We start from the raw sequence: 21,522 nt of genomic DNA on the forward strand, positions 1-21,522 counted from the left end.
CAGTGTTCATGAAAGTTACCGCGACCCTTGAAGAGTTGCCGTCCGAGAGTTGCTGTCCGCTCATATGGAGCCATACATGCGCTTTGCTCCCATCGCTTTGTCCGTAATTTGCACGTTTTCCGCGTCGGTGTCGTTTGCACAGGGGGAAACCTATCCGGCAAAGCCCATTCGTATTGTTGTTGCGACACCGCCCGGTTCGACCCCCGATGTGGGCGGGCGGCTCGTGGCTGCGCGCCTGTCGGCCGATCTGAAACAGGCTGTGATCGTTGAAAACCGTCCCGGCGTCAATGGACTGCTCGCAGCCCGCGAGGTGCTCCGCAGTGCCCACGACGGCTACACACTGCTGCTCGCGCCATCGAGCACCATGGCGATCTCCCCCTACATCCATCCCAAACAGGCGGGATCACTCCCCGCCGATTTCGCCGCCGTCAGCCAGATATACAAGACGGACTTCAGCCTGATAACGCGCGCAGGATCGGGGCTGGAGTCCGTGTCCGACCTCATCGCCGCAGCCAAAGAACGGCCTGGAAAGCTGGTCGGCGCGTTTGCCGCGGTGGGCAGCGCCTCGCACGTATCGCTTGAGCTTTTCAAGCAGATGGCCGGTGTCGATATCTACGCGGTGCCCTTCAATGGCAGCCCGGCCGCGTCCCTGGGCGTCGCGTCTGGCGAGGCGGACCTCCTTTTTGAGACGGTTCCATCCACCGAACCCGTGGTGTCTTCCGGAAAGGCGCGACGCATCGCCATGACGGGCCCGGAGCGCTTCGCGTTGGCGCCGTCAATCCCGACGGTGGGCGAAAGCGGATTGCCGGGCTTTGTGGTAACGACCTGGGCAGGAATCTTCGCGCCGAAGGACGTGCCAGCGGACCGGATTCAACGGATATCGGATTCGATCGACAGCGTCTTTCAGGACGCGGCTGTCGTGCAGCAGATGGCGGCATCCTCGCTGCTGCCAGGCGAGCCCTCCTCCACGCGATTCCAGGCGATCTGGCTGTCCGATCTTGAAATGTCGAAAAAGGTGGTGGCAGCCGCCCCGGAACTACAGCAGGAGAACAAGTGATGGATTTGGGAATTGATGGCAGGACCGCCCTGGTGATGGGTGCTGGGGGTGGGCTGGGTAGCGCCATTGCCAAAGCGCTCGCGCAAGAGGGGTGCCGCGTGATTCTGGCCGATGTGGATCTTGCTTCGGCGCAGCGGGCGGCTTATGCGATTGCCGAGCTTGGCGGGATCGCGCAGCCCGTCGCCTGGGATCTGTCGGATGTCGGGTCGATCAGCCGCCAAGTGATGCTGATGAAACAGGAGAATGGGCCGATCGATATCCTGGTGAACAATTCGGGCGGCCCCGCGCCTGGCATGACCCACGACATCACCGAACAGCAATGGCATCGCTACTTCGATTCGATGGTGCTGTCGTTGATGACGCTGACCCGGCTGCTTGTGCCGGAGATGCAGGCGCGGCGCTGGGGACGGGTGATCACGTCAACCTCCTCGGGAGTCGTCACTCCGATACCGGGTCTTGCGGCTTCCAATGCCTTGCGGCTCGCCTTGGTGGGCTGGTCGAAATCGCTGGCGCAGGAAGTGGCGAAAGACGGGGTGACCGTCAACGTGGTGATTCCCGGGCGCATCGCCACCCAGCGAATTGCCGCGCTCGATCAGTCTCGCGCCAAAGCGGCCGGGCTGACGCAGGAGATGGTCGCCGCCAGCAGCACATCGACCATTCCGGCTGGCCGCTACGGGGAGCCCGCCGAGTACGCCAACGCCGTGGCGTTTCTTGCAAGCCAATGTGCGTCCTACATCACGGGGACGTCGCTGCGCGTGGACGGCGGGCTGATTCCCGCCATTTGAACGAGAGAAGACATGACTATTGATGCACAAAGCCGACGCGAGATCCGCGCGCGATTCTTGAAGGTTGACACCGCCAATGTGGCGGACGTCATGGACACCATGGGCCTGATGGACCAGAGTCTTTCGCCAGAGTTCAGGCAATTCACCGGCACGGACAAGCTGGCGGGCTGGGCGTATACCATCCGCGGCCAGATGGTCCCCGGCCCGCTCGGCGGCGACGAACAGAAGATGCAGGCCTGCCAACAGGTGTCCGAGGATGAAGTGACCGTCTGGAGCGGCGATGGCAAAGGCGTCTGCTACTTCGGCGAACTGATCGCCCTTGGCATGCGGGAGCGGGGAGCCGTGGGGGCTTTGATCGACGGGGGAATCCGCGATATTCATTGGCTGCACAAGATGAACTTTCCCATCTTCGCCAAATACCGGACGCCGACGCAATCCATCGGCCGCTGGCGCGTTACCGGGTTTCGCGAGACCGTCTACCTGGCGGGAGCCACCAGCACGCTCGTCCCCGTCAGCCCGGGCGACTTCATTCTTGCCGACGCCGACGGCGCGATCGTCATTCCCGCGCGGCATGTCAACGATGTGCTCGCCGAGGCGGAACGACTCACCGCCCAGGAACTGCAACTGCGCGCCGAGCTGAACCACGGCCTTACCCTGTCGGACGCCCTTGCCAAGTACGGACATGTCTGAGCTTTCGTTTCGACCCCGCCAGGCAGACGAGTCCATCGGATCTGCGCGCGCGACCGCGGCCACAATGTTTTCCGCGCTGCCGACCACGACCGTGACTGGCGTTTCGCTCTATGCGTACGTCGCGCCGGCCGAGTCCATTGCGTCGTCCTTTGGCGTACGCAGCGAACGCGGCGCCGTTCTGATCCGGGTCGAGGACGCATCCGGATCCTTCGGTTGGGGCGAAGTGTGGTCGGGCATGCCGGCTTCCGGCGCCCTGCACCGGCTGAATCTGCTTCGCGAGTTTGTCGCCCCCGCGCTGGTGGGCACAACATTCCAGGCGGTGCAGCCAGCCGTCGCACGCCTGTGCAGCCTGACGCTGCCGATCATTCGCCTGGCAGGAGAGCGAGGGCCTGTCGCGCAGATTCTTGGCGGTATGGACACGGCGCTCTGGGATCTCCAGGCCAGACGGATGGGTCTGCCCCTGTATCGCGTGCTTGGGGGCACGCAAGCCCGCATGCGCTGCTATGCGAGCGGTCTGGCCCCGGACACACCGGCCGCTCGCCTGGATGTCTTGCGGCAGGCAGGATATAACGCATTCAAGTTCAAGGCGGGATTCGACGATGCCAGGTCTATCCCGCTATTGCTCCGGCAACGGCGGGCGCTGGCGCCAACAGAGACGATGATGCTCGATGCAAATTGCGGGTGGGACCTCGCCACTGCCACGCAAGCGCTGGCCCAGTTGGATGACGGCGATTTTTCCTGGATCGAGGAACCGCTGGGACCGGAATGTTCCGCCGCCGAATGGCAGGCGCTCAAAGCCAGAACGCGAATCCCGATTGCTGCGGGTGAGAATCTTGCCGATATCGACGAATTCGTCGCCGCCCTGTCCTGGCTCGATGTCATTCAACCCGACGTGGCGAAATGGGGCGGGATCAGCGGCGTCCATGAAGTCGGGCTGCGCGCAGTCGCTTCGAACAAGCGTTTCTGCCCCCATTCGTTCGGTACCCATATCGCCGCCATTGCATCGGCTCATGTGCTCGCCGCCACGGGCGGAGAATTCCTGGAATTGGACGTCAACCACAATCCGCTTCGATCCACATCTACCTACGGTGGATGGATCAACAACGGCTTTCTCTCTCTACCAGAAGCGCCCGGCTTGGGGTTTGAAGTCGATTTACAGGACATCGAAACTTATTGCCGCGCTGCCTGCACCGTCAGGGACAAGGCATGATGCCTTGTTCCATTTACCCTGCGGCCAGAGAAATCAGCCATGCGCCGAATCGTTCTACGATAGGCGAACGCAACACTCCGTACGAGAATCATGCCTTCATCCAAACCCACCGTCCTGCTCGCCTGCGATTTCTCTGAACGCTTTAAAACCCTGCTAGGTAAGCACTACAACGTGCTGGGGCCTCTTCCATATTCCAGCCCTGAGGCTTTGCCGGACGGCGCGGCCGACGTGAGCGCCCTCGTAACGAAAGGCGGTCTGAAGACGGATCTTGCGTTGATCGAGGCGCTTCCCAAACTTGGCATCGTTGCTTTCTTCGGCACCGGATTCGAAGGCATCGACCTGGAGGCCGCGGCCCAGCGCCGACTGGCCGTCACACACAGCCCTGGCGCCAATGCCTCCAGCGTGGCGGACTTCGCCATGGGATTGGCGCTGGCCTGCGCGCGCAACATCCTCGCGGCGGATCGGTACGTGCGCGAAGGCCGCTGGGGCGGCAATAGCCTTGTCAGCATGCCCGCCGTGCCGGGACTGACCGGCGCGCGGTTCGGCATCTATGGCCTGGGCGCGATCGGCCGCAAGCTGGCTTTGCGGGCCTCGGCGTTCGAGATGGAGGTCGCCTATCACAGCCGTACCCCCAAGTCCGACGCGCCATATTCCTACAAAGCGAGTCTCAAGGCGTTGGCGGAATGGTCGGACATCCTGGTCGTTGCGGCCAGGGCCGACCTTTCAAATCGCCATGTCGTCGACCGTTCCGTTCTTGCCGCGCTTGGTCCGGGCGGGCACGTTATTAACGTGGCGCGGGGCTCCTTGATTGACTCCGAGGCGCTTGCCGAAGCGCTGGAACGGGGAACGATAGCCGGGGCCGCGCTCGATGTTTTCGAGGATGAACCAAACGTGCCTGACCCGCTGCTTCACGCCCCCAACCTGATCCTCTCGCCCCACATCGCCTTCGCATCCACCAGCGCCCGAGAGGCCCAGGAAAACATGGTGCTTGCCAATCTGGAGGCGTTCTACGCAGGCCGGACCGTGCCGAATCCCATCGATCGCTCCTGACGCCCTATCTATTTGCACCGACGGACAGGTTGGGCGGCGGCCCATGGCAGTCCTCGACGGCCAACCGGTTCGACCCATCGCGACCCGTCGCTTGGCCGAACCGCTTTCCGTGAAGCGCCCCTTCACGGGTGACGCCGTGCGACGGCCCCAACGCCTGCACAGCGCTGGATGCCGGCCATCGCACCGGCACCGCCAGATCGAACGCGAGACCGAACCGGCAGAGCGCAGGCGCACCGGTTGGAATGGGAAACCTCGCTAGCGCGGCGGGGTCTCTCCTACGTTGCCTTCATCTCCTTCTCTTTCTCCTTCGCCAGCTTCTCCTTGTCCTTTTTGGCCCCGTCGTAATGGGACTTGATGGCTAGGAACATGCCCGTTCCCAACACGAGGATCTTGAACGTACCAAAGATGACAGGGACCCAGAAATTCATTATTTCCTCAAAACGCTGCTTCAGCAGCTTCAGTTGGGAGTGGCCAGAGCGAGCACCATGCTCTTTGCCGAGCCAGTCGAATCTTACCGTCAATCCCATACACGATGCTGAATTGTACGGCTTTTATGGCATGCATAATGCCAAAAAAACCATACATAAGAGCAAGACATGCCCGCGTCCTTTCTTGACATGAATCAAGAGGCGTCCCGCCAGCCGCGTTAAACAGGGTATTCGACATGCCAGAGAGACGCCATGACCACCACGATGAAGGCGACCGTGTTCGTCGCGCCGGGCCGGATCGAGATCCGGGAAAAGCCCATCCCCCAGGTAGGCCCGAACGACGCCCTGATGCGTATCACCACCACCACCCTCTGCGGCACCGACGTCCATATCCTCAAGGGCGAATATCCGGTGGCGTCCGGCCTGACCATCGGCCATGAACCGGTGGGCGTGATCGAGAAACTCGGCAGCGCCGTGCGCGGCTATGTCGAAGGCCAACGCGTCATCGCCGGGGCCATCTGCCCCAATTTCAACTCCTATGCCGCCCAGGACGGCGCGCCGTCGCAGGACGGCAGCTACCTGCACGGCGCCGGTCTTTGCGGCTGCCACGACCACCAGGCGACCGCGGGCTGGCGTTTCGGCAACAAGATCGACGGGGCGCAGGCGGAATACCTGCTGGTGCCCGATGCGCAAGCCAACCTGGCGCCGATCCCGGACGGGATGTCCGACGAGCAGGTGCTGATGTGCCCCGACATCATGTCCACGGGGTTCAAGGGCGCCGAGAACGCCAATATCCGCATCGGCGATGCGGTCGCCATCTTCGCCCAGGGACCGATCGGCCTGTGCGCCACCGCCGGCGCGCGCCTGCTGGGCGCCACGACCATCATCGGCGTGGATGCCAATCCCCACCGCCTGGAAATGGCAAGGCACTGGGGCGCGGACGTCCTGCTCAATCCCAACGACTGCGACGTGGTGGCGGAGATCATGCGACTGACCCGGGGCCGCGGGGTGGATGCCGCCATCGAAGCGTTGGGCCGGCAGAGCACCTTTGAATCCGCGCTGCGCGTCCTCAAGCCGGGCGGCACGCTGTCGAGCCTGGGTGTCTATTCGACCGACCTGACGATCCCGCTGGCGGCATTCGCGGCCGGGCTCGGGGATCACCGCATCAACACGGCGCTTTGCCCCGGCGGCAAGGAACGCATGCGCCGTCTGATGAATGTGCTTGAGTCGGGGCGTCTGGACCTGACGCGGATGGTCACGCATCGCTTCGGCCTGGACCAGATCGTCCAGGCCTACGACCTGTTCGCCAACCAGCGCGACAACGTGCTCAAGGTGGCCATCCGGCCATCCTGAAGCTCAAGCCTGAACCCGGAGCCAGACCCATGCAACTCCCCTCCCGCTCGACCCGCGCCATCGCCGTGATCGCCGTTGACCCGGATGGCAGGACTTACCGGATCGAGCAGCGCAGGCAGCTCGGCGCCGACGAAGACGCGCCCGGCGCGTTCCTGTACTGCTGCCTGCCGGAAGGACAAATCGTGGACCATATCGCGTATGGAACGTATCAACTGCCGGACGGCACCATCGTGAGAACGCGCAGGCCGCGCATGGCTTGAGGCGGCGCGGCTAGCGGCCGCGTTGCAGCAGGCCTGGGTCCACCTCCCGCAGATCGACGATGCCGAGCAGGCCCATGTCGCGCCGCACCTCTTCGGTGATCAGCGCGATGGCATGGGCCACGCCGCGCTCGCCCGCCACCGTGGCCGCGTAGTTGAACGGCCGGCCGACGAACACGCAGCGCGCACCCAGCGCCAGCGCCTTCAGCACGTCCGTGCCACGTCGCACCCCGCTATCGAGCATGACATCCATCCCACCCGCGGTGTCCACGATCGCGGGCAGGGCCTGCAGGGGCGCCAGGCTGCCATCCAGTTGACGGCCGCCATGGTTGGACACGATGACCGCGTCCATGCCGTGCGCGCGCGCACTGCGCGCATCGTCCGGGTGCAGAATGCCCTTCAACACCATCCTGCCCTTCCATGTCCTGCGTATGGCGGCGACGTGCTGCCAGTTCAGGTGCCCGCGATCGGAAAAATCGCGCAGCACATGCCTGGACAGGATCGGCGCGCCGCGCGTGGCGTAGTTGTTTTCGAAGTGCGGCATGCCGTGGCGGGCCAGCGTGCGCAGCAGGGTCCCGATCAACCAACGCGGGTGCGTGATGCCCTGCCAGGCCAGGCTGGCGCTGGGCCGCAGCGGAGTGGAAAAACCGGCCCTGACGTTGTTCTCGCGGTTGGCGGCCACCGGCGTATCGACCGTCAGCACCAATGTTTCCACGCCGGCGGCGGCGACACGGTCGATCAATGCGGCGATCTGGGCGCTGTCGCCAGGCAGGTAGGCCTGGAACCAGGTCCCGGGCGCCGCCGCCATCACGGTTTCCAGGCGGATCAGCGAGGACCCGCTCATGATGCAGGGCACGCCCGCCGCGGCCGCGGCGCGGGCGAGCGCCACGTCCCCGCGATAGCTGGTCAGCGCCGCAATGCCCATGGGCGCCACGCCGACGGGCGCCGCGTATTCGCGGCCCAATATCGTGCAGCGGGTATGGCGGCGCGACACGTCCACCAGCACCTTCGGGCGGAACCCGTATTCGCCGAAGGCCTGCCGGTTGCTCCGCTCGGACTGCCCGTCTTCCACCGCGCCCGACACATAGGCATACAGGGGCTTGGGCAGGATCCGCCGGGCGGCGGCCTCGAAGTCGTGCAGGCTGAGCATGCGGCGCAGCGGATCTGGCATGGCGGGGGTTCCTGGCGGGGCCCGGCGGACGATCCGCCGCGCAAGGGTCATGGGTAACGGCGAACGAATATAGGCCGGCCCGAGGTTTGAATAAAGTGACTTTATTGAAGTTCGTTATTACACTTTTTCTCGCCCTCAATCGCCCTGCAGTCGCCCCGCCCCTTCACTTCCCATGACGCTCAAGCAACTCGAGGCCTTTTACTGGGCCGCCACCTGCAAGAACTTTGCCATCGCCGCGAATCGCCTGAATATTTCGGTGTCGTCGTTGTCCAAGCGGATCGGCGAGCTGGAATCCTCGATCGGCGCCGCGCTGTTCAGCCGCAGCGCCCGCAGCGCCACCCTGACCGCGCTGGGCGAGCAACTGGTGCCCCATGCCAAGGACCTGCTGCGCAACGCGGACCAGTTCATGCAGCAGGCCAGCAACAACCTCAGCTACTCCGGCCGTTGCCGCTTCGGCGCCGGCGAGCTGACCGCCATGACGTGGATGGCCGGGCTGATCGCCGTCATCCAGCAGGCCCACCCCAACCTGCTGGTCGAGCCCTTCGTGGGCGTGGGCGAACTGGTCGAGCGCGGGCTGGAGGAAGGCGAACTCGATTTCGCCGTGATCGCGGGCCCGTCGTCGCGGGCATCGCTCGCCTCGCGCGTGATCGGCAGCGCCCATTTCGAATGGGTGGTATCGGCCCGGGCCGTGCCCGACGCGGCCTCGCTCGAACCGGCCGATCTGCCGGGCCTGACGCTCATCACCCTGCCGCAAAGCTCGGGCGCGATCCGCATTCTCGACGACTGGCTGACCGAGCAGCGCGTGTCGCCGGGCCGCAATCAATGCTGCAACAGCTGGCCGGGCATCGCCGCCATGCTGCGGCAAGGGCTGGGGCTGGGCTTCCTGCCCGCCGCGTGGGCCCAGGTGTTGATCCAGCGCGGCGACTTGCAGCCGCTGTCGCGCTTTCCGCCCTTGCGCCCCCTGGCCTATACCTTCCAATGGCGCCGCGACGACACCCGGCCCATGCTGGAGAGTCTGCGCACGCACGCGCAGGCCTGCCTGGACTTTCACGCGCCTGCCGGAATGCTCTAGCCCGGGCGCGAGCCGCACGCGACACTTTCCAAAAAGCGTTGTTTTCGACATCAAATTATTCGCTTTAAACCGCCATGAGCCCGGCGTAGAGTCCCCCCGGACAAGCATCCAAGGAGACAAAGCGCCATGTCGGAGTTCGGATTCACCCTGCAGGCATGCCCTGCCGGCCCCAGCCGCGAAACGCTCGCGGCCTATCAGGCGTTGGCCGTGGCCAACATCAGCGACGCGATGAGCCGCGCGACCGGCACCTCGGCCCTGCGCCCGATTCATCGCTCGCGCCGGATCCTCGGCCGCGCCTACACCGTGCGCACGCGGCCGGGCGACAACCTGATGGTGCACAAGGCGATCGATTCCGCCGAGCCGGGCGACGTCATCGTGGTCGATGCCGGCGGCGACATGAACAACGCGATCATTGGCGAGATCATGGTTGGCTGGGCCGCCCGGCGCGGGCTGGCCGGTTTCGTGATCGACGGCGCCATCCGCGATAGCGAAACGATCGGCGCCGGCGATTTTCCGGTTTATGCGCGCGGGGTCGCGCATCGCGGCCCCTACAAGGATGGCCCCGGCGCGATCAATGTGCCGATCGCGATCGACGGCATGGTGGTCCTGCCCGGCGACCTGCTGGTGGGCGATGCCGACGGATTGCTGGCCATCCGTCCCGACGAGGCCCCCGCCATCGCGGAGCGCGTGCGCGCGATCGCCGCGGCGGAAGCCCGCGTGCTGGAGGACATCGCGCGCGGCGCGCTGGACCGCGCCTGGGTCGACGCCACGCTCAAGGCGCGGGGCGTGCTGTGAGCGCGGCGTCTTCCCCCCAGACCGCCCGGCTCTGCCGCCTGGACCTCTGGCTCAATCCGGTGTTCGACGAGATCATCGGCGCCACGCCCGGCGTTTCGCTGTCGGTGCTGCCGGCAAGGGGCGACGATGCGCGCACGCTGGCCGGCCTGAAGTCGGCCCATGCGTATCACGTATCCGCGGCCAAGGACGAACTGCCGCGGCAATGGTTCGTCAATGCCGACCTGATCGCGCAATGCCCGGACCTGGTGTGCGTCTCGTCCGGCGGCGCGGGCTACGACACCATCGACGTGGCGGCCTGCACCGCGGCGGGCATCGCCGTGGTCAACCAGGCGGGCGGCAACGCGGAATCCGTGGCCGAGCACACGTATGCGCTGCTGCTCGCCGTGCAGCGGCGCGTGGTGGAATCGCACCAACGCCTGCGCCACGACGCCGGCTTCACGCGCGAGGACCTCATGGGTCATGAAATCCATGGCCTCGTCCTCGGCCTGGTCGGCATCGGCAAGATCGGCACCAGCGTCGCCCGCATTGCGCGCGGCTTCGGCCTGCGCGTGATCGCCCACGATCCGCTGCTGTCCGCCGACGCCATCCGCGACCGCGGCGCCGAGCCGGTGTCGCTGGACGAGTTGCTGGCGCGGTCCGACGTGGTGTCGCTGCATTGCCCCCTGGACGCCTCCACGCGCGGCCTGTTCGGCGCCAAGGCCTTCGCGGCCATGAAACGCGATGCGGTGTTCCTCTCGACCGCGCGCGGCGGCATCCACGACGAAGCGGCGCTGTACGACGCCCTGCGCGCCGGGCATCTGCGCGGCGCCGGGCTGGACGTCTGGGAACAGGAGCCGCCCGAACGCGACGCCCCGTTGCTGGGCCTGCCCAACGTCGTCGCCACCTTCCACACCGCCGGCGTCACCCACGAAGCCCGGCGCAACGTCGCCCGCTCATCGGCCACGCAGCTCGTTGCGATGCTGCGCGGCGAACGCCCACCGCAACTCGTCAATCCGGAGGTCTGGCCGCTGGCGGCCGAACGCATCGCAAATCTGGCGTAACGACACGGCTTGAGCCATCGCCTGCATCGCAACGCACGATGCAGGCAGGCCCCGGCCACATACCAAGGAGACAAACCATGCAAAAACACAATAAACGCGGGACGCTGCGCGCGCTGGCAGCCTTGCTGGCGGGCGCCGCCCTGTTCAGCGGCGGCGCGCAAGCGGCCGGCTACCCCGAACATCCGATCAACCTGATCGTGTCTTACGGGCCGGGCGGCGGCACCGACCTGGTGGCCCGCATGATGGCGCCCTATCTGCAAAAATACCTGGGCGGCGATGCCCGCATCGTCGTGCTGAACCGCCCCGGCGCGGGCGGCGCGATTGGTTTCTCGGAGCTGGCGCGGGCCCAGCCCGACGGCTACACCATCGGCTTCATCAACACGCCGAACCTGTTGACGATTCCCATCGAACGCAAGACCAGCTTCACCTGGCGCAGCTTCGATCTGCTGGGCAACCTGATCGACGATCCCGGCGCGTTTTCGGTGCGGAACGACAATCCGATCAAAACCCTGGCCGACCTGTCCGCCTACGCCAAGAAGAACCCGGGCAAGGTCACCGTGGGCACCACCGGCACGGGCTCCGACGACCACCTGGCCATGCTGCGCTTCGAACGCGTGTCCGGCAGCAAGCTCAGCCACATCCCCTACAAGGGCGCCGGCGAGGTGCGGGGCGCGCTGGCCAGCGGCGAGATCACGATCGGCGCCATCAACGTGGGCGAAGCGCTGCAGTACCAGAAAGGCGGCACCCCGTTGCGCATGCTGGGGCAGATGGGCAAGACGCGTTCGGCCGCGCTGCCGGACGTGCCCACCTTCAAGGAACAGGGCTTCGATTTCGAACTGGCGTCGCTGCGAGGATTGGCCGCGCCCAAGGGCTTGCCCGACGAGGTGCGCGCCAAGCTCGTCGCCGCGCTGAAACGCACGGTGGACGATCCGGAGTTCCAGGCCAAGGCCAGGGACATGTTCGCGCCGTTGCGTTATCTGGCGCCCCCGGAGTACGCCAAGGAACTGGCGGCTGGCGAAGCGGAATTCCAGGCGCTCTGGAAGGAAGCGCCCTGGCTGGATAAGTAGGCGGTTCGAGGGCACGCGCGGGCGGGTTCCCGCGCCAGCCCGCCGGCTGGCCGAATCGGTGTCCAGCTGCCTCAAGCCTGGACGGGCGGCCGGCCCTGGACGTTTTTCGCACGTCCTGGACAGCCAGCGCAAAAAACGGATAGCCCCATGCCAGCCGGGACGGGTTTTCCAGCAGTCCCGCGCGGGGCGCGGCGCTTTACTATGAGGACCATCATAAAGGCGCGCCACGGACGTGGCCGCCAGGGGAACCGGCGGCCGCTGCCCGCCGGACATCAGGACCTGAGCAAGGAATCCCGGCCATGCTGAACACGACGCAGTCCGATGCCGAGACATCATGGCAAGCCGCCGGGCCGCGCGCGGCCGCCGGGGCCATGGCCGGCGCCCCGGGGTGGCGCATCGACACCATCCTGGCGACACCCGCGCAGCAACTGTTCGCCTCGGGCGACCTGGACGAAGCGCGCGCCATGGTGGGCCGCGTGATGCGGCCGCACCACCTAGGCGTGGTCGGATCGACGCAGCGCCTGAATGCGCGCATGCATCACCAGCCGCTGGGCGAGGTATCGCTGAACCGGCTGCGCTACGGCGCGAACGTCGAGATCCGGCCGGGGCCGCTGGAGGACTTCTTCCTGGTGCAGATGCCGCTGTCGGGCGCCGCGCTGATCGAGAGCGGGCCGCAGCGGGTGGATTCGACCCCGGACGTGGCATCGGTGGTGAGCCCGGATGACGACCTGGCGATGCATTGGGCCGACGACAACGATCAGTTCATGTTGCGCGTGGGCCGCTCGCTGCTGGAACGCACGCTGGTGGGCCATCTGGGCTGTACGCTCGACCGCCCCCTGCGCTTCCAGCTGGGGTTCCGCTGGCGCGAGTGTCCGGCCTGGCGCTGCCTGATGGCGTATCTGCTGGACTGTTCCTCACAGCACGCCGACCTGGCTGAGCACAAGCTGATCGTGCACCAGATGGAACAACTGGTGGCGGCGACGCTGCTGTCCGCCCTGCCCCACAACTACAGCGCCACGCCGGCGGGCCGCCGCGGCGCGGTGCTGCCGCGTCACGTGCGCTGCGTGCAGGACTATCTGCAGGCGCATGCGCACGAGCCGGTCAGCGCCGAGCAGCTGGCGCGCATCGCGGGAGTCAGCGTGCGCAGCCTGTATGCCGGCTTCAAGGAATTCCTGGGCATCAGCCCCATGCACTATCTGCGCGATCTGCGCATGGAGCGCGCGCGCGCCGAGCTGCTGTCGGGCGAATGCCAGAACGTCGCGGGCGTGGCGTTGCGCTGGGGTTTCGCTCACCTGGGACGTTTCAGCGCCAGCTACAAGGCGCGTTACGGCGAAAGCCCCAGCCAGAGCGTGCGGCGGCACGGCTGACGCGGCACCTGCGGCGGCACAGCTGAAACGGCAACTTTGTCAGGACTGGCCAGGCCTTGCGTTCAAACAACCCGGGGGATGGCCAATCGCAAACGATCATCTGCTCGCGCTGATGGCGTTCAGTGCGGCATTCAACGTGGCGTTCAGTGCGACGTTCAGCGCGGCGTTCAGCGCGGCTTCCAGGTCAGCCCGTCGGTCGAGCGGTACTCCGGAGTGCCGGTGCAGCAGCCGCCGGCGCCGAACGCCTGGCGGCCGATGAAGGCCTGCACGAAGCCCTTGCCCGCCGTCAGCTCCTGGCGCACGCAGAGCGTGGGCAACAGGGAGAAATCGCCTTCAAGCACCAGCGTCCAGGCGACGTTGTCGCCTTCCGCCGGCTCCACCTTGTAGACCTTGCATTCATGCATGAGCAGGTGGATGGGCCTGCCCGCCAAGGTGCCCTTGAACTGGCGTTCGGGCGGCGTTTCCTGGGTGGCCAGGGTTTGCGCCGTGAGCCTGGACCCGGCGGGCGGCGGCGGCAGCGACGAGTCGCAACCCGCCAGCGCCACCGACGCGCACAGGGCGAGAAGAGCCAGGCGGGCGGGGCGTGTCATGGAGCCGCCGCGTCAGGCCACGTTGGCGTAGCGTTGTTCAAGGTAGGCGATGATGTCGCTGGACTCGTACATCCAGCGCGTGCCGCCCGCTTCCTCGATGCGCAGGCACGGCACCTTGACCTTGCCGCCGCCGGCCTGCAATTCGGCGCGCGCCTGGGGATCCCCCTTGGCATCGCGCAGCGCCACAGGCACGTTCAGGCGGTGGATGGCGCGCCGCGTCTTGACGCAGAACGGGCAGGCATGGAACTGGTAGAGCGACAGCGCGGCCGCCTCGCGGTCGACGGCGGCCTGGCCTTGGGCCGAGCGTTGCCGCGGGCGCGGGCGCGTCAGCGCATCGCCCAGGACAATCAGTTGACCCACACCGGCACGCAAGGCTTTGACAATCATGGATGGCTGCTTGAAGCGAAGAGAGCCTTGAGTCTAGCCCATTCGCGGCGGCAGGCGGGCGGCGCCCGCCTTGCCACCGCCCCCTTCCCCGAGGCGGGCCCGCTGCCGGCCCGGCCCGCCGCACGCAGCCCCAGGGCCTGTCTATCCTGAAAGGAGCCGGGCGCGGGCCCTAGAACGGAATCGCCAGTTTGACGTACAGCTGCGCGCCCTCCGGCCGGTTCTTGACCTGGAATTCCTGCTGCCACTTGGCGGTGAACAGCCAGCCGCGGTCGTTCATGTAGCGCACCGACGGCCCCACGCCGAAGGCGCGGGCGCGGCCGGCGGCGCTGTTGGGGCCGTTGTCGTCGGTGACCTGCTGGAAGGCATGCCCGCCCACGCCCAGCACCCAGCCCTTGCCCACGCCCCAACCCACCGCGTAGTCGGCGTGGATGGCCTGGCCCGAGCGGGTGTCGGTGGCCGAATTGCGGAAGTTGAAGTCGTACATCAGCTTCAGATCGGCATTGAAGCCGTCCGGGCTGATGCGGCTGAGCGCGAACACGGGCTGGGCGGTCCAGTAGTTCTTGCCGAGGCTGGACGGGTCCTTGCGGTCGTATTCGCCGGTGGGCGCGTACATGTCCAGGCCGACCACGTAGTGCAGCGATTCGGACAGGTGATAGCCCAGCGCCACGCCCAGCGTCATGTCGCCCAGGCCGGTGCTGCGGTAACGCTGGCCGCCGGCCTTGAAGGTGACGTCCAGCAGCGGCGCGATGGCATGGAAGGCCAGCTGGCCGCCCAGCACCTGCTGCGGCGTGACCCAGATCAGGCGCGGGGCCAGCACGTTGACGTCGACCTTGAAGTCCGGCACCGGCAGGCGCTCGCCGTCGTTGCCGCGCAGCTTGTCGTAGCGCGCGCCGCCGCCGTAGACCAGCATGTGCATCCCGGGCGGCGGCAGCGCGCCCGACATGAAGTTCTCCAGGCCGTCCGGATAGATGCCCAGGCCGCCGCCTTCGGTGGCTTGCGCCACGCCGCCGGCCAGCGCCAATGCCGCGGCGCAAGCCAGCCGGCGTGTCAGGTGTCTGCTCATGTTCCGCTCCTGCCCCCGCGGGGCGCGAGATGTTGTGCGACGAGATAGCCGGAACCGCCGCCCAGCCCGGGACCCGGGTGGGTGGCGGCGCCGATGTGGAAAAGGTTGCGCAGCGGCGTGCGGTGGCCGCGCGCGCCCTGGCTGCCGGCGAACGGGCGCAGCCAGAAGAACTGGTCGGGCGAACAGACGCCCGCGTACGGATCGCCGCCCACCAGGTTGCAGTTCAGCGCCTCCAGGTCGGCCGGCGAGTAGCTGCGGCGGCCGACGATGCGTTGCGTCAGGCCGGGCATGACCGGCTCCAGCCGCGCCTGTACGCGGTCGGCGACGGCTTCGCGCAGGGCCTGGGTCCAGCGGCCGTCGGCGGGCGTGTCGATCAGGCCGGCGGCATCGCCCTTGACGCGCACCGGCAGCTCCTGCATCTGCACCCACAGGATCCAGCCGCCGGCCGGCGCGCGCGACGGATCGACGGCGACCGGCTGGCCGATGGCCAGCGTCGGCCGCGCCGGCAACAGGCCGTTGTTGGCCTCGGTGACCGAGGCGCAGACCTGCTCCATGCTCTCGGTCAGGTGCACCAGCGGCACGTGGCGCAGCTCGGGCGTGCGCCAGTCGGGCGGCGCGTCGAGCGCGAAATGGATCTGCATGCCGCCGCGGCCATGGCGGTAGCCGGCGGCGCGGCGCCGCACCGGCTCGGGCGCATCGGGCAGCAGCGTGCCGTACAGCTGGCCGGGCGTGACGTTGCAGACCACGGCCTCGCGGGCGCGGTACTCGCGGCCGGCGGCCACGACGCCGACGGCGCGGCGGCGGCGGCCTTCGCCATGCGTCAGGATGCGTTCGACGGCGGCGCCGGTCCGCAGCCGGCCGCCGTGCTGTTCGATGACCTTGGCCAGGGCGTCCACCACGCCCTGGCTGCCGCCCTTGATCACCGGCATGCCGCCGGCCACCACCGCGGCGAAGGTCAGCTTGCCGATCAGCGCCGAACAGGCGTCGTCCGGTCCCAGGCCGGTGTGCAGCACCCAGGGCGCGATCAGCGCGCGCGCCGCGTCGGATTGCAATTCACGGTCGGACCAGCGGCGAAAGCTCTCCAGCGAATCGGCGGCGAACGCCATCAGCCCGTCCAGGCCGCGCCGGCGCCACTCGCCGAACAGCAGCTTGAACATGCCGGCGCCATAGGGGTTCTGGCCCAGCAGGCCGAAGGTCAGCGCGGCGTCTTCGCCGAACAGGCGTTGCGCCATGGCGCCGAACGCGGCGCCGTCGCCGGGCGCCCAGGCGTCCAGGCGCCGCGCGCTGTCCGCGATGTCCTGCTTGAGCGCGATGCCGCTGCCGTCCGGCAGCGCCAGGCCGGTGGCGTAATCGCACTGGGCGAATTCCAGGCCGGCCGCCTGCAGGGCCGGCTTGAGGGCGGCGTAGGCGGGACCGCCGACGAACAGCGGATACCAGCTCGACAGCACGTCGTGGTGGTAGCCGGGAAACAGTTCCTCGGTGCGGATGCAGCCGCCCAGGCGGTCGTTGCGCTCCAGCACCAGCACCGATTTGCCGCGCTGCGCCAGCAGCGCGGCGCACACCAGCGAATTCATGCCGCTGCCCACCACGATGATCTGGGCGTCGGAGGCGGAAGATAAGGCCATCACAGGCTCCGGCCGGCCACGCGGGCCGGGAAGGTTGATGAAGCTGAGACACATTGCGAGGCGGACCTGCCCCGCGCCAGGCAACGGCGGCACGCGCAGGCCGACGGCAGCGGCGCGGACCGGCCGGACCACCGATCGGCGCGCGCTGGCCGATGCGGGCACGGACCGGCGCGCCGCCCCGCTACGTCAGCGCGGTGAAGCGTCCCGCGTGGAACACCAGCGGCGTGGCCGACACGCTGGCCACGCGCAGCACCCGGCCGAACAGCAGCAGGTGGTCGCCAGCCGGACTCTGCTGGTCGTTGGCGCAGACCAGCGTGGCCACGGCGCCGGCGATGGCGGGCACGCCCTCGGGCACCTCGTGCAGCTCGGCGCCTTCGAACTTGTCGGGCACCGCCGGATCGGCGAAGCGCCGCGCCAGCGCCTCCTGGCCGCGGGCCAGCACGCTGATGGTGAAGTGGTCGCAGTCGCGAAACGCCGCCAGGTTGGGCGAGCGGTTCACCAGGCTCCACAGCACCAGCGGCGGATCGAGCGACAGCGAGGCGAAGGAGTTGATGGTCAGCCCGACCTTGCGGCCGTCCGGACAGCGCGTGGCGACGATGGCCACGCCGGTCGGGTAGCTGCCCAGCACGCCGCGCAGGACCTTGGGGTGCAGGTCGGTGCTGCCCCAGTCCAGGGCCGCCATCACGCCGCCGCCCGGGTGGATTTGGCGGCGATGAAGGCCTCGCAGGCGGTGGCGTCGGTCCACCACGGGAAGAAGTTGGGCGGATGGTTGAAGCCGTTGGCGACGGCGCTGGCCAGCGCGGGCGCGTCGCCGGCGGCCTGCAGCAGCCGCAACAGGTGCGGCGGCGGCGGCAGCAGCATCGAGTTGGTCCAGTCGACCACGGCGCTGGCGTAGTCCCAGAACCGCTCGAAGGTCTGCCGCATCCAGTCGGCGGTGAAGGGCTGGTCGCCGCGCGCCAGGATCGCCTCCAGGTAGATGGCGCAGGCCTTGGTGGCATTGTTCGAGCCCTGGCCGGTGATGGGGTCGTTGGTGACCACGGCGTCGCCCAGGCCGAAAACCAGGCGGCCGGACGGCAGGGTCATGACCGGCTTGCGCACCGTGGGCGCGAAGCTGCCGGCCAGGATGCCGTTGGCGTCGGTCAGTTCGACCGATGCGCAGCGCTCGGCCTCCCAGGGCAGGAAGGTGCGCAGGATGTCCAGGCTCCTGGCCAGGTGATCCTGCGGCGTCTTGATCTCTCGCCAGCAGTCCATCGGGCCGCCCGGCACGCCTTCGAACACCATGATTTCGCAGGGGCCGCTGAGGGTCAGCGCAGGAAACACGAAGTACTCGCCGACGCCGGGAATCAGGTTGAAGGCGACCCGCGAGAACACCGGCGCCGGGCGCATGCCGTGCACATACGTCAACGCCAGCGCGCGCTGCGGCTGGTCGAAGCGCGAGCGCGCCCTGTCGCGCTCGAACAGCTTGACCACGTCGCCCTTGCCGGCGGCCAGCAGCACCAGGTCATGCGAGGCGGCCAGCAGCTCCAGCTCGGCCACGCCGCCATCCTGGATCAGCAGGCGGCCGCCGCGGGCGGCGAACAATTCCATCCAGGCCGGCATCTTGATGCGCTGGTCCACCGCCTGCGCCGGGCGATCCAGGCGCGCGGCCCAGTCGATCAGCTTGTGGCCGGGGCGCTCGGGATGCGGCACGGCCAGGCCGATGCCTTCGACCGGCGGACAGTCGGCTTCCCACTGGTTCAGGCCCAGGTCGCGTTCGATCTGCAGCGAGGCATCGAACATGCACTGGCTGGACATGACCTTGCCGCGGCGGATGTCATCGGGCGCGCGGTTGGTGACCACGGTCACCTCGTAGCCCTTGTCCAGCAGGCCCAGGGCCAACGGCAGGCCGGCCTGCCCGCCTCCGACGATCGCGATTCGACGCATGATGCTTCTCCTGTTTGGTGTGCGGGTCCGCCGGGTGCCTGGCGGGCCGATGAGCGGTGAGGCCGGCCTTATTCGGCCAGGCGCGGGATGGCGGGACGGGCCTGTTCGGGGCCCATGGCGGAGTAGCCGCCGTCGACGGCGTAGTCGGCGCCGGTGACGAAGCTGGCGTGGTCCGACAGCAGGAAGGCGACCACCTCGGCCACTTCGGCCGGATCGCCGGCGCGGCCCAGCAGGTGGAAGTCGGCGGCGACGCGGTCGGTCTTGGCGCGGTCGCCCTGGGTCAGTTCGTCCATCACGCGCGACCAGGTCCAGCCGGGCGAGACCGAGTTGACGCGGATGCGGTCGCCGGCGTAGTCCATCGCCAGGCTGCGGGTGACCTGCAGCAAGGCGGCCTTGGAGACCGGATAGAGCCAGCGGCCGGTCTGCGCAACGCGCGACGAGATGCTGGTGAAGTTGACGATGGCGCCGCCGCCGGCGGTCACCAGGTGCGGATGCACGGCGCGGGCGGCCATGACGGCGCTGACGACGTTGATGTCCAGGGCGCGCAGCCAGTCGGCGCGGCCGGAGGCGGCGCCGTCGTCGAGGTAGGTGGCGGCGAGGTTTACCAGGTAATCGATGCGGCCGAAGTGGGCGGCAACCTCGGCGACGGCGCGGGCCAGTTGGGCGTCGTCGGTGATGTCGATCGGCCAGGCACGGATGCCGTCGGGGTCGGTGGCGGCGATGCGGGCGGCGCCGTCGGCGTCGATGTCGAAGATGGCGACGCGCACGCCGTTGGCGCGCAGCGCGGCGACGACGCCGGCGCCGATCAGCGTGGCGCCGCCGGTGACGATGGCGGTTTTGTGAGCCAGTCCCTTCATTTGCTTGCCTCCTGGATTGCTGAGATCGTGAGGCGGATGTTGCGGCTGGGCGCTTGCTGGGGGGTAGCCGGATTTGGCGGTGGGTATCCGGGGAGTGCGGGTATTGCGGGGGGTTGATGGCCGTCAGGGGGGGATGGCCGGTGGCTGCCGTGGGTATCCGATTTGTGCTTTGCTTTGTTCGCCTGGGGAAGGGGGTGATCAGGGTGATGGGCTTCGTAGGCTGGCTCTGCTTCGTAGGTCGGCTCTGCTTCGTAGGTCGGCTCTGCTTCGTAGGTCGGCTCTGCTTCGTAGGTCGGCTCTGCTTCGTAGGCTGCCCCTCGGGCGGGCGCAGTCGGTGGCGGGCGCCCACGATTGCGGTCCGGAGCGTTGAGCCTGTCCGTATTTTTGTGGGCGAGGCGTTTTAAAAGTTGTTATCCCCGGGCCGCAGTAAACCGTTCGCCGAACAGGATAGCAAACTGGTTCATGGCGACTTTCCAGTCGAAGGTCGCTCTGACGGACTTGGCCAGCACGTTGCGTAGCGCCAGCCATAGGAGCTTGATGGCGGCCTCATCCGTTGGGAAGTGGCCTCGCGTCTTGATGATCTTGCGCAATTGCATGTTCAAGCTCTCGATGGCGTTGGTCGTGTAGATCACGCGCCTGATGTCTGGCGGGAACACGAAGAACGGCGTGACGTTCTCCCAGGCCCGTTGCCAGGCAGCGACGATCGTGGGGTACCTGGTTCCCCAAGGTCCATCGGCGAACGCCTGCAGCGCCTGCTCGGCCGCTTGTGCGCTGGCGGCCGCGTAGATCGGGCGCAGGGCGGCGGCCACGGCCTTGCGATCCTTCCAGCCCGCGTAATCCAGGCTGTTGCGGATCAGATGCACGATGCAGGTCTGCACGGTCGTGCGCGGGAAGGCCGTGCCGATGGCCTCGGCCAGGCCCTTCAGGCCGTCGACCACGGCGATCAGGATGTCCTGGCACCCTCGGGTCTTGAGTTCATTGAAGACCTTGAGCCAGAACTTGGCCCCCTCGGTCTGCTCGACCCACAAGCCCAGCACGTCGCGCTGGCCGTCGGCCTGCACACCCAGCGCCAGGTACACCGCCTTGTTGCTGACCCCGCCGTCGTCGCGGATCTTGACCCGCAGCGCGTCGAAGAACACCACCGGGTACATCGCCTCCAGCGGCCGGTTCTGCCAGGCAATCGTCTCGGCCATGACCTCGTCGGTGACCGAGCTGATGAAGTCCGGCGAGACCTCGGTGCCGTAGCTCTCGGCCAGGAACGCCTGGATCTCGCGCACGCTCATGCCCCGGGCGTACATGGCGATGATCCGGTCATCGAACCCGGTGAAGCGTCGTTCGTGCTTGGGGATCAGGATCGGGGCGAAGGAGCCGTCCCGGTCGCGGGGAAGCTCCACGCGCACCGGGCCACGCTCGGTCAGCACCGTCTTGCCGCTGGCGCCGTTGCGCTCGTTGGCCTGGCCCTCGGGCTTGTCCTCGCCTGGCCGATAGCCCAGATGCAGGTTCATCTCGGCGGCCATCGTGCGCTCGATCACCGCCTTCTGGAACGACAGGAACAGGTCTTGAACCTCGCTGGGCGTCATCGGTCCCTTGACCAGATGGTCCAGTAGTTCGGCTGGGACTTCAGGCAGCGGCCCACGGGCCGCCGCCTGAGCGGCTGCTGTGCGTCTTTTCTTCATCGGCATATCCATGATCTTTAGTCCTCATGATATGCCCCGCACACAAAATTGCGGATAGG

General features: G+C 67.5%; 22 protein-coding genes. 12 read left to right on the top strand and 10 right to left on the bottom strand.

What is annotated here, in order from left to right:
- The first annotated feature begins 76 nt into the window (after positions 1-76).
- The 5 genes from AruCF_RS17295 (at position 77) to AruCF_RS17315 (ending at position 4,792) form a co-directional block, all read left to right on the top strand.
- On the top strand, positions 77-1,057 hold the full coding sequence (locus AruCF_RS17295; protein ID WP_158324580.1) for a Bug family tripartite tricarboxylate transporter substrate binding protein: 981 nt from the start codon (positions 77-79) through the stop codon (positions 1,055-1,057).
- A complete protein-coding gene (locus AruCF_RS17300) occupies positions 1,057-1,842 on the top strand; it encodes an SDR family oxidoreductase (RefSeq protein ID WP_049074757.1) in 786 nt (261 codons plus the stop codon). The genes AruCF_RS17295 and AruCF_RS17300 overlap by 1 nt, the downstream gene beginning before the upstream one ends.
- Positions 1,843-1,854: 12 nt before the next feature.
- A complete protein-coding gene (locus AruCF_RS17305) occupies positions 1,855-2,532 on the top strand; it encodes an RraA family protein (protein WP_080977453.1) in 678 nt (225 codons plus the stop codon).
- Positions 2,533-2,596: 64 nt separating this feature from the next.
- A complete protein-coding gene (locus tag AruCF_RS17310) occupies positions 2,597-3,742 on the top strand; it encodes a mandelate racemase/muconate lactonizing enzyme family protein (protein ID WP_049074760.1) in 1,146 nt (381 codons plus the stop codon).
- Between the two features lie 90 nt (positions 3,743-3,832).
- Complete coding sequence (locus AruCF_RS17315) at positions 3,833-4,792, top strand: 2-hydroxyacid dehydrogenase (RefSeq protein WP_049074763.1); 960 nt, start codon at positions 3,833-3,835, stop codon at positions 4,790-4,792.
- 275 nt (positions 4,793-5,067) lie between these two features.
- Here AruCF_RS17315 and AruCF_RS17320 read toward each other — a convergent pair whose 3' ends face one another.
- Positions 5,068-5,319, bottom strand: a complete 252-nt coding sequence (locus AruCF_RS17320) for a hypothetical protein (protein ID WP_049074765.1) — start codon at positions 5,317-5,319, stop codon at positions 5,068-5,070.
- Between the two features lie 153 nt (positions 5,320-5,472).
- Between AruCF_RS17320 and AruCF_RS17325 the strand changes: the two genes are divergently transcribed.
- Both AruCF_RS17325 and AruCF_RS17330 read left to right on the top strand, forming a co-directional pair.
- A complete protein-coding gene (locus AruCF_RS17325) occupies positions 5,473-6,573 on the top strand; it encodes an NAD(P)-dependent alcohol dehydrogenase (RefSeq protein ID WP_049074767.1) in 1,101 nt (366 codons plus the stop codon).
- Positions 6,574-6,602: 29 nt separating this feature from the next.
- Positions 6,603-6,833, top strand: coding sequence for a hypothetical protein (locus AruCF_RS17330; RefSeq protein ID WP_049074770.1), 231 nt, complete (start codon positions 6,603-6,605; stop codon positions 6,831-6,833).
- Between the two features lie 10 nt (positions 6,834-6,843).
- On the opposite strand, the gene AruCF_RS17335 is transcribed toward AruCF_RS17330, so the two are convergent.
- Positions 6,844-8,001, bottom strand: a complete 1,158-nt coding sequence (locus AruCF_RS17335; RefSeq protein ID WP_144419149.1) for an alpha-hydroxy acid oxidase — start codon at positions 7,999-8,001, stop codon at positions 6,844-6,846.
- Positions 8,002-8,173: 172 nt separating this feature from the next.
- Here AruCF_RS17335 and AruCF_RS17340 point away from each other — a divergent pair, with 172 nt between their 5' ends.
- From AruCF_RS17340 to AruCF_RS17360, 5 genes are all read left to right on the top strand, one after another.
- Positions 8,174-9,073 (top strand): LysR family transcriptional regulator, encoded by a 900-nt coding sequence (locus AruCF_RS17340; protein WP_049074773.1) that lies wholly within the window; start codon positions 8,174-8,176, stop codon positions 9,071-9,073.
- Between the two features lie 126 nt (positions 9,074-9,199).
- Complete coding sequence (locus AruCF_RS17345; RefSeq protein WP_049074776.1) at positions 9,200-9,868, top strand: RraA family protein; 669 nt, start codon at positions 9,200-9,202, stop codon at positions 9,866-9,868.
- On the top strand, positions 9,865-10,908 hold the full coding sequence (locus AruCF_RS17350; RefSeq protein WP_049074779.1) for a hydroxyacid dehydrogenase: 1,044 nt from the start codon (positions 9,865-9,867) through the stop codon (positions 10,906-10,908). Before AruCF_RS17345 ends, AruCF_RS17350 begins: the two co-directional genes overlap by 4 nt.
- Before the next feature lie 77 nt (positions 10,909-10,985).
- Positions 10,986-11,975, top strand: coding sequence for a tripartite tricarboxylate transporter substrate binding protein (locus AruCF_RS17355; RefSeq protein ID WP_049074780.1), 990 nt, complete (start codon positions 10,986-10,988; stop codon positions 11,973-11,975).
- A gap of 299 nt (positions 11,976-12,274) precedes the next feature.
- Entirely contained in the window at positions 12,275-13,342 is a 1,068-nt protein-coding gene (locus AruCF_RS17360) for an AraC family transcriptional regulator (RefSeq protein WP_049074783.1), read from the top strand.
- Between the two features lie 167 nt (positions 13,343-13,509).
- On the opposite strand, the gene AruCF_RS17365 is transcribed toward AruCF_RS17360, so the two are convergent.
- From AruCF_RS17365 to AruCF_RS17400, 8 genes are all read right to left on the bottom strand, one after another.
- Positions 13,510-13,932, bottom strand: coding sequence for a hypothetical protein (locus AruCF_RS17365; RefSeq protein WP_049074786.1), 423 nt, complete (start codon positions 13,930-13,932; stop codon positions 13,510-13,512).
- Positions 13,933-13,944: 12 nt separating this feature from the next.
- A complete protein-coding gene (locus AruCF_RS17370; RefSeq protein ID WP_049074789.1) occupies positions 13,945-14,319 on the bottom strand; it encodes a glutaredoxin family protein in 375 nt (124 codons plus the stop codon).
- 169 nt (positions 14,320-14,488) lie between these two features.
- Positions 14,489-15,382 carry a SphA family protein gene (locus AruCF_RS17375; RefSeq protein WP_053086015.1) on the bottom strand — a complete coding sequence of 298 codons (894 nt, stop codon included), beginning with the start codon at positions 15,380-15,382 and terminating at the stop codon, positions 14,489-14,491.
- On the bottom strand, positions 15,379-17,007 hold the full coding sequence (locus tag AruCF_RS17380; protein WP_049074792.1) for a phytoene desaturase family protein: 1,629 nt from the start codon (positions 17,005-17,007) through the stop codon (positions 15,379-15,381). The genes AruCF_RS17375 and AruCF_RS17380 overlap by 4 nt, the downstream gene beginning before the upstream one ends.
- Positions 17,008-17,188: 181 nt before the next feature.
- Complete coding sequence (locus AruCF_RS17385; RefSeq protein WP_049074795.1) at positions 17,189-17,689, bottom strand: flavin reductase family protein; 501 nt, start codon at positions 17,687-17,689, stop codon at positions 17,189-17,191.
- Positions 17,689-18,930 (bottom strand): styrene monooxygenase/indole monooxygenase family protein, encoded by a 1,242-nt coding sequence (locus AruCF_RS17390; protein WP_049074798.1) that lies wholly within the window; start codon positions 18,928-18,930, stop codon positions 17,689-17,691. Before AruCF_RS17390 ends, AruCF_RS17385 begins: the two co-directional genes overlap by 1 nt.
- Before the next feature lie 68 nt (positions 18,931-18,998).
- Positions 18,999-19,787: an SDR family oxidoreductase gene (locus AruCF_RS17395; RefSeq protein ID WP_049074800.1), complete on the bottom strand. Its 789-nt coding sequence runs from the start codon at positions 19,785-19,787 to the stop codon at positions 18,999-19,001.
- Between the two features lie 410 nt (positions 19,788-20,197).
- Positions 20,198-21,469, bottom strand: a complete 1,272-nt coding sequence (locus AruCF_RS17400) for an IS256 family transposase (RefSeq protein ID WP_144419191.1) — start codon at positions 21,467-21,469, stop codon at positions 20,198-20,200.
- Positions 21,470-21,522 lie beyond the last annotated feature (53 nt).

The sequence above is a fragment of the Achromobacter ruhlandii genome, from assembly GCF_002082135.1.
Lineage (GTDB): Bacteria > Pseudomonadota > Gammaproteobacteria > Burkholderiales > Burkholderiaceae_B > Achromobacter > Achromobacter ruhlandii.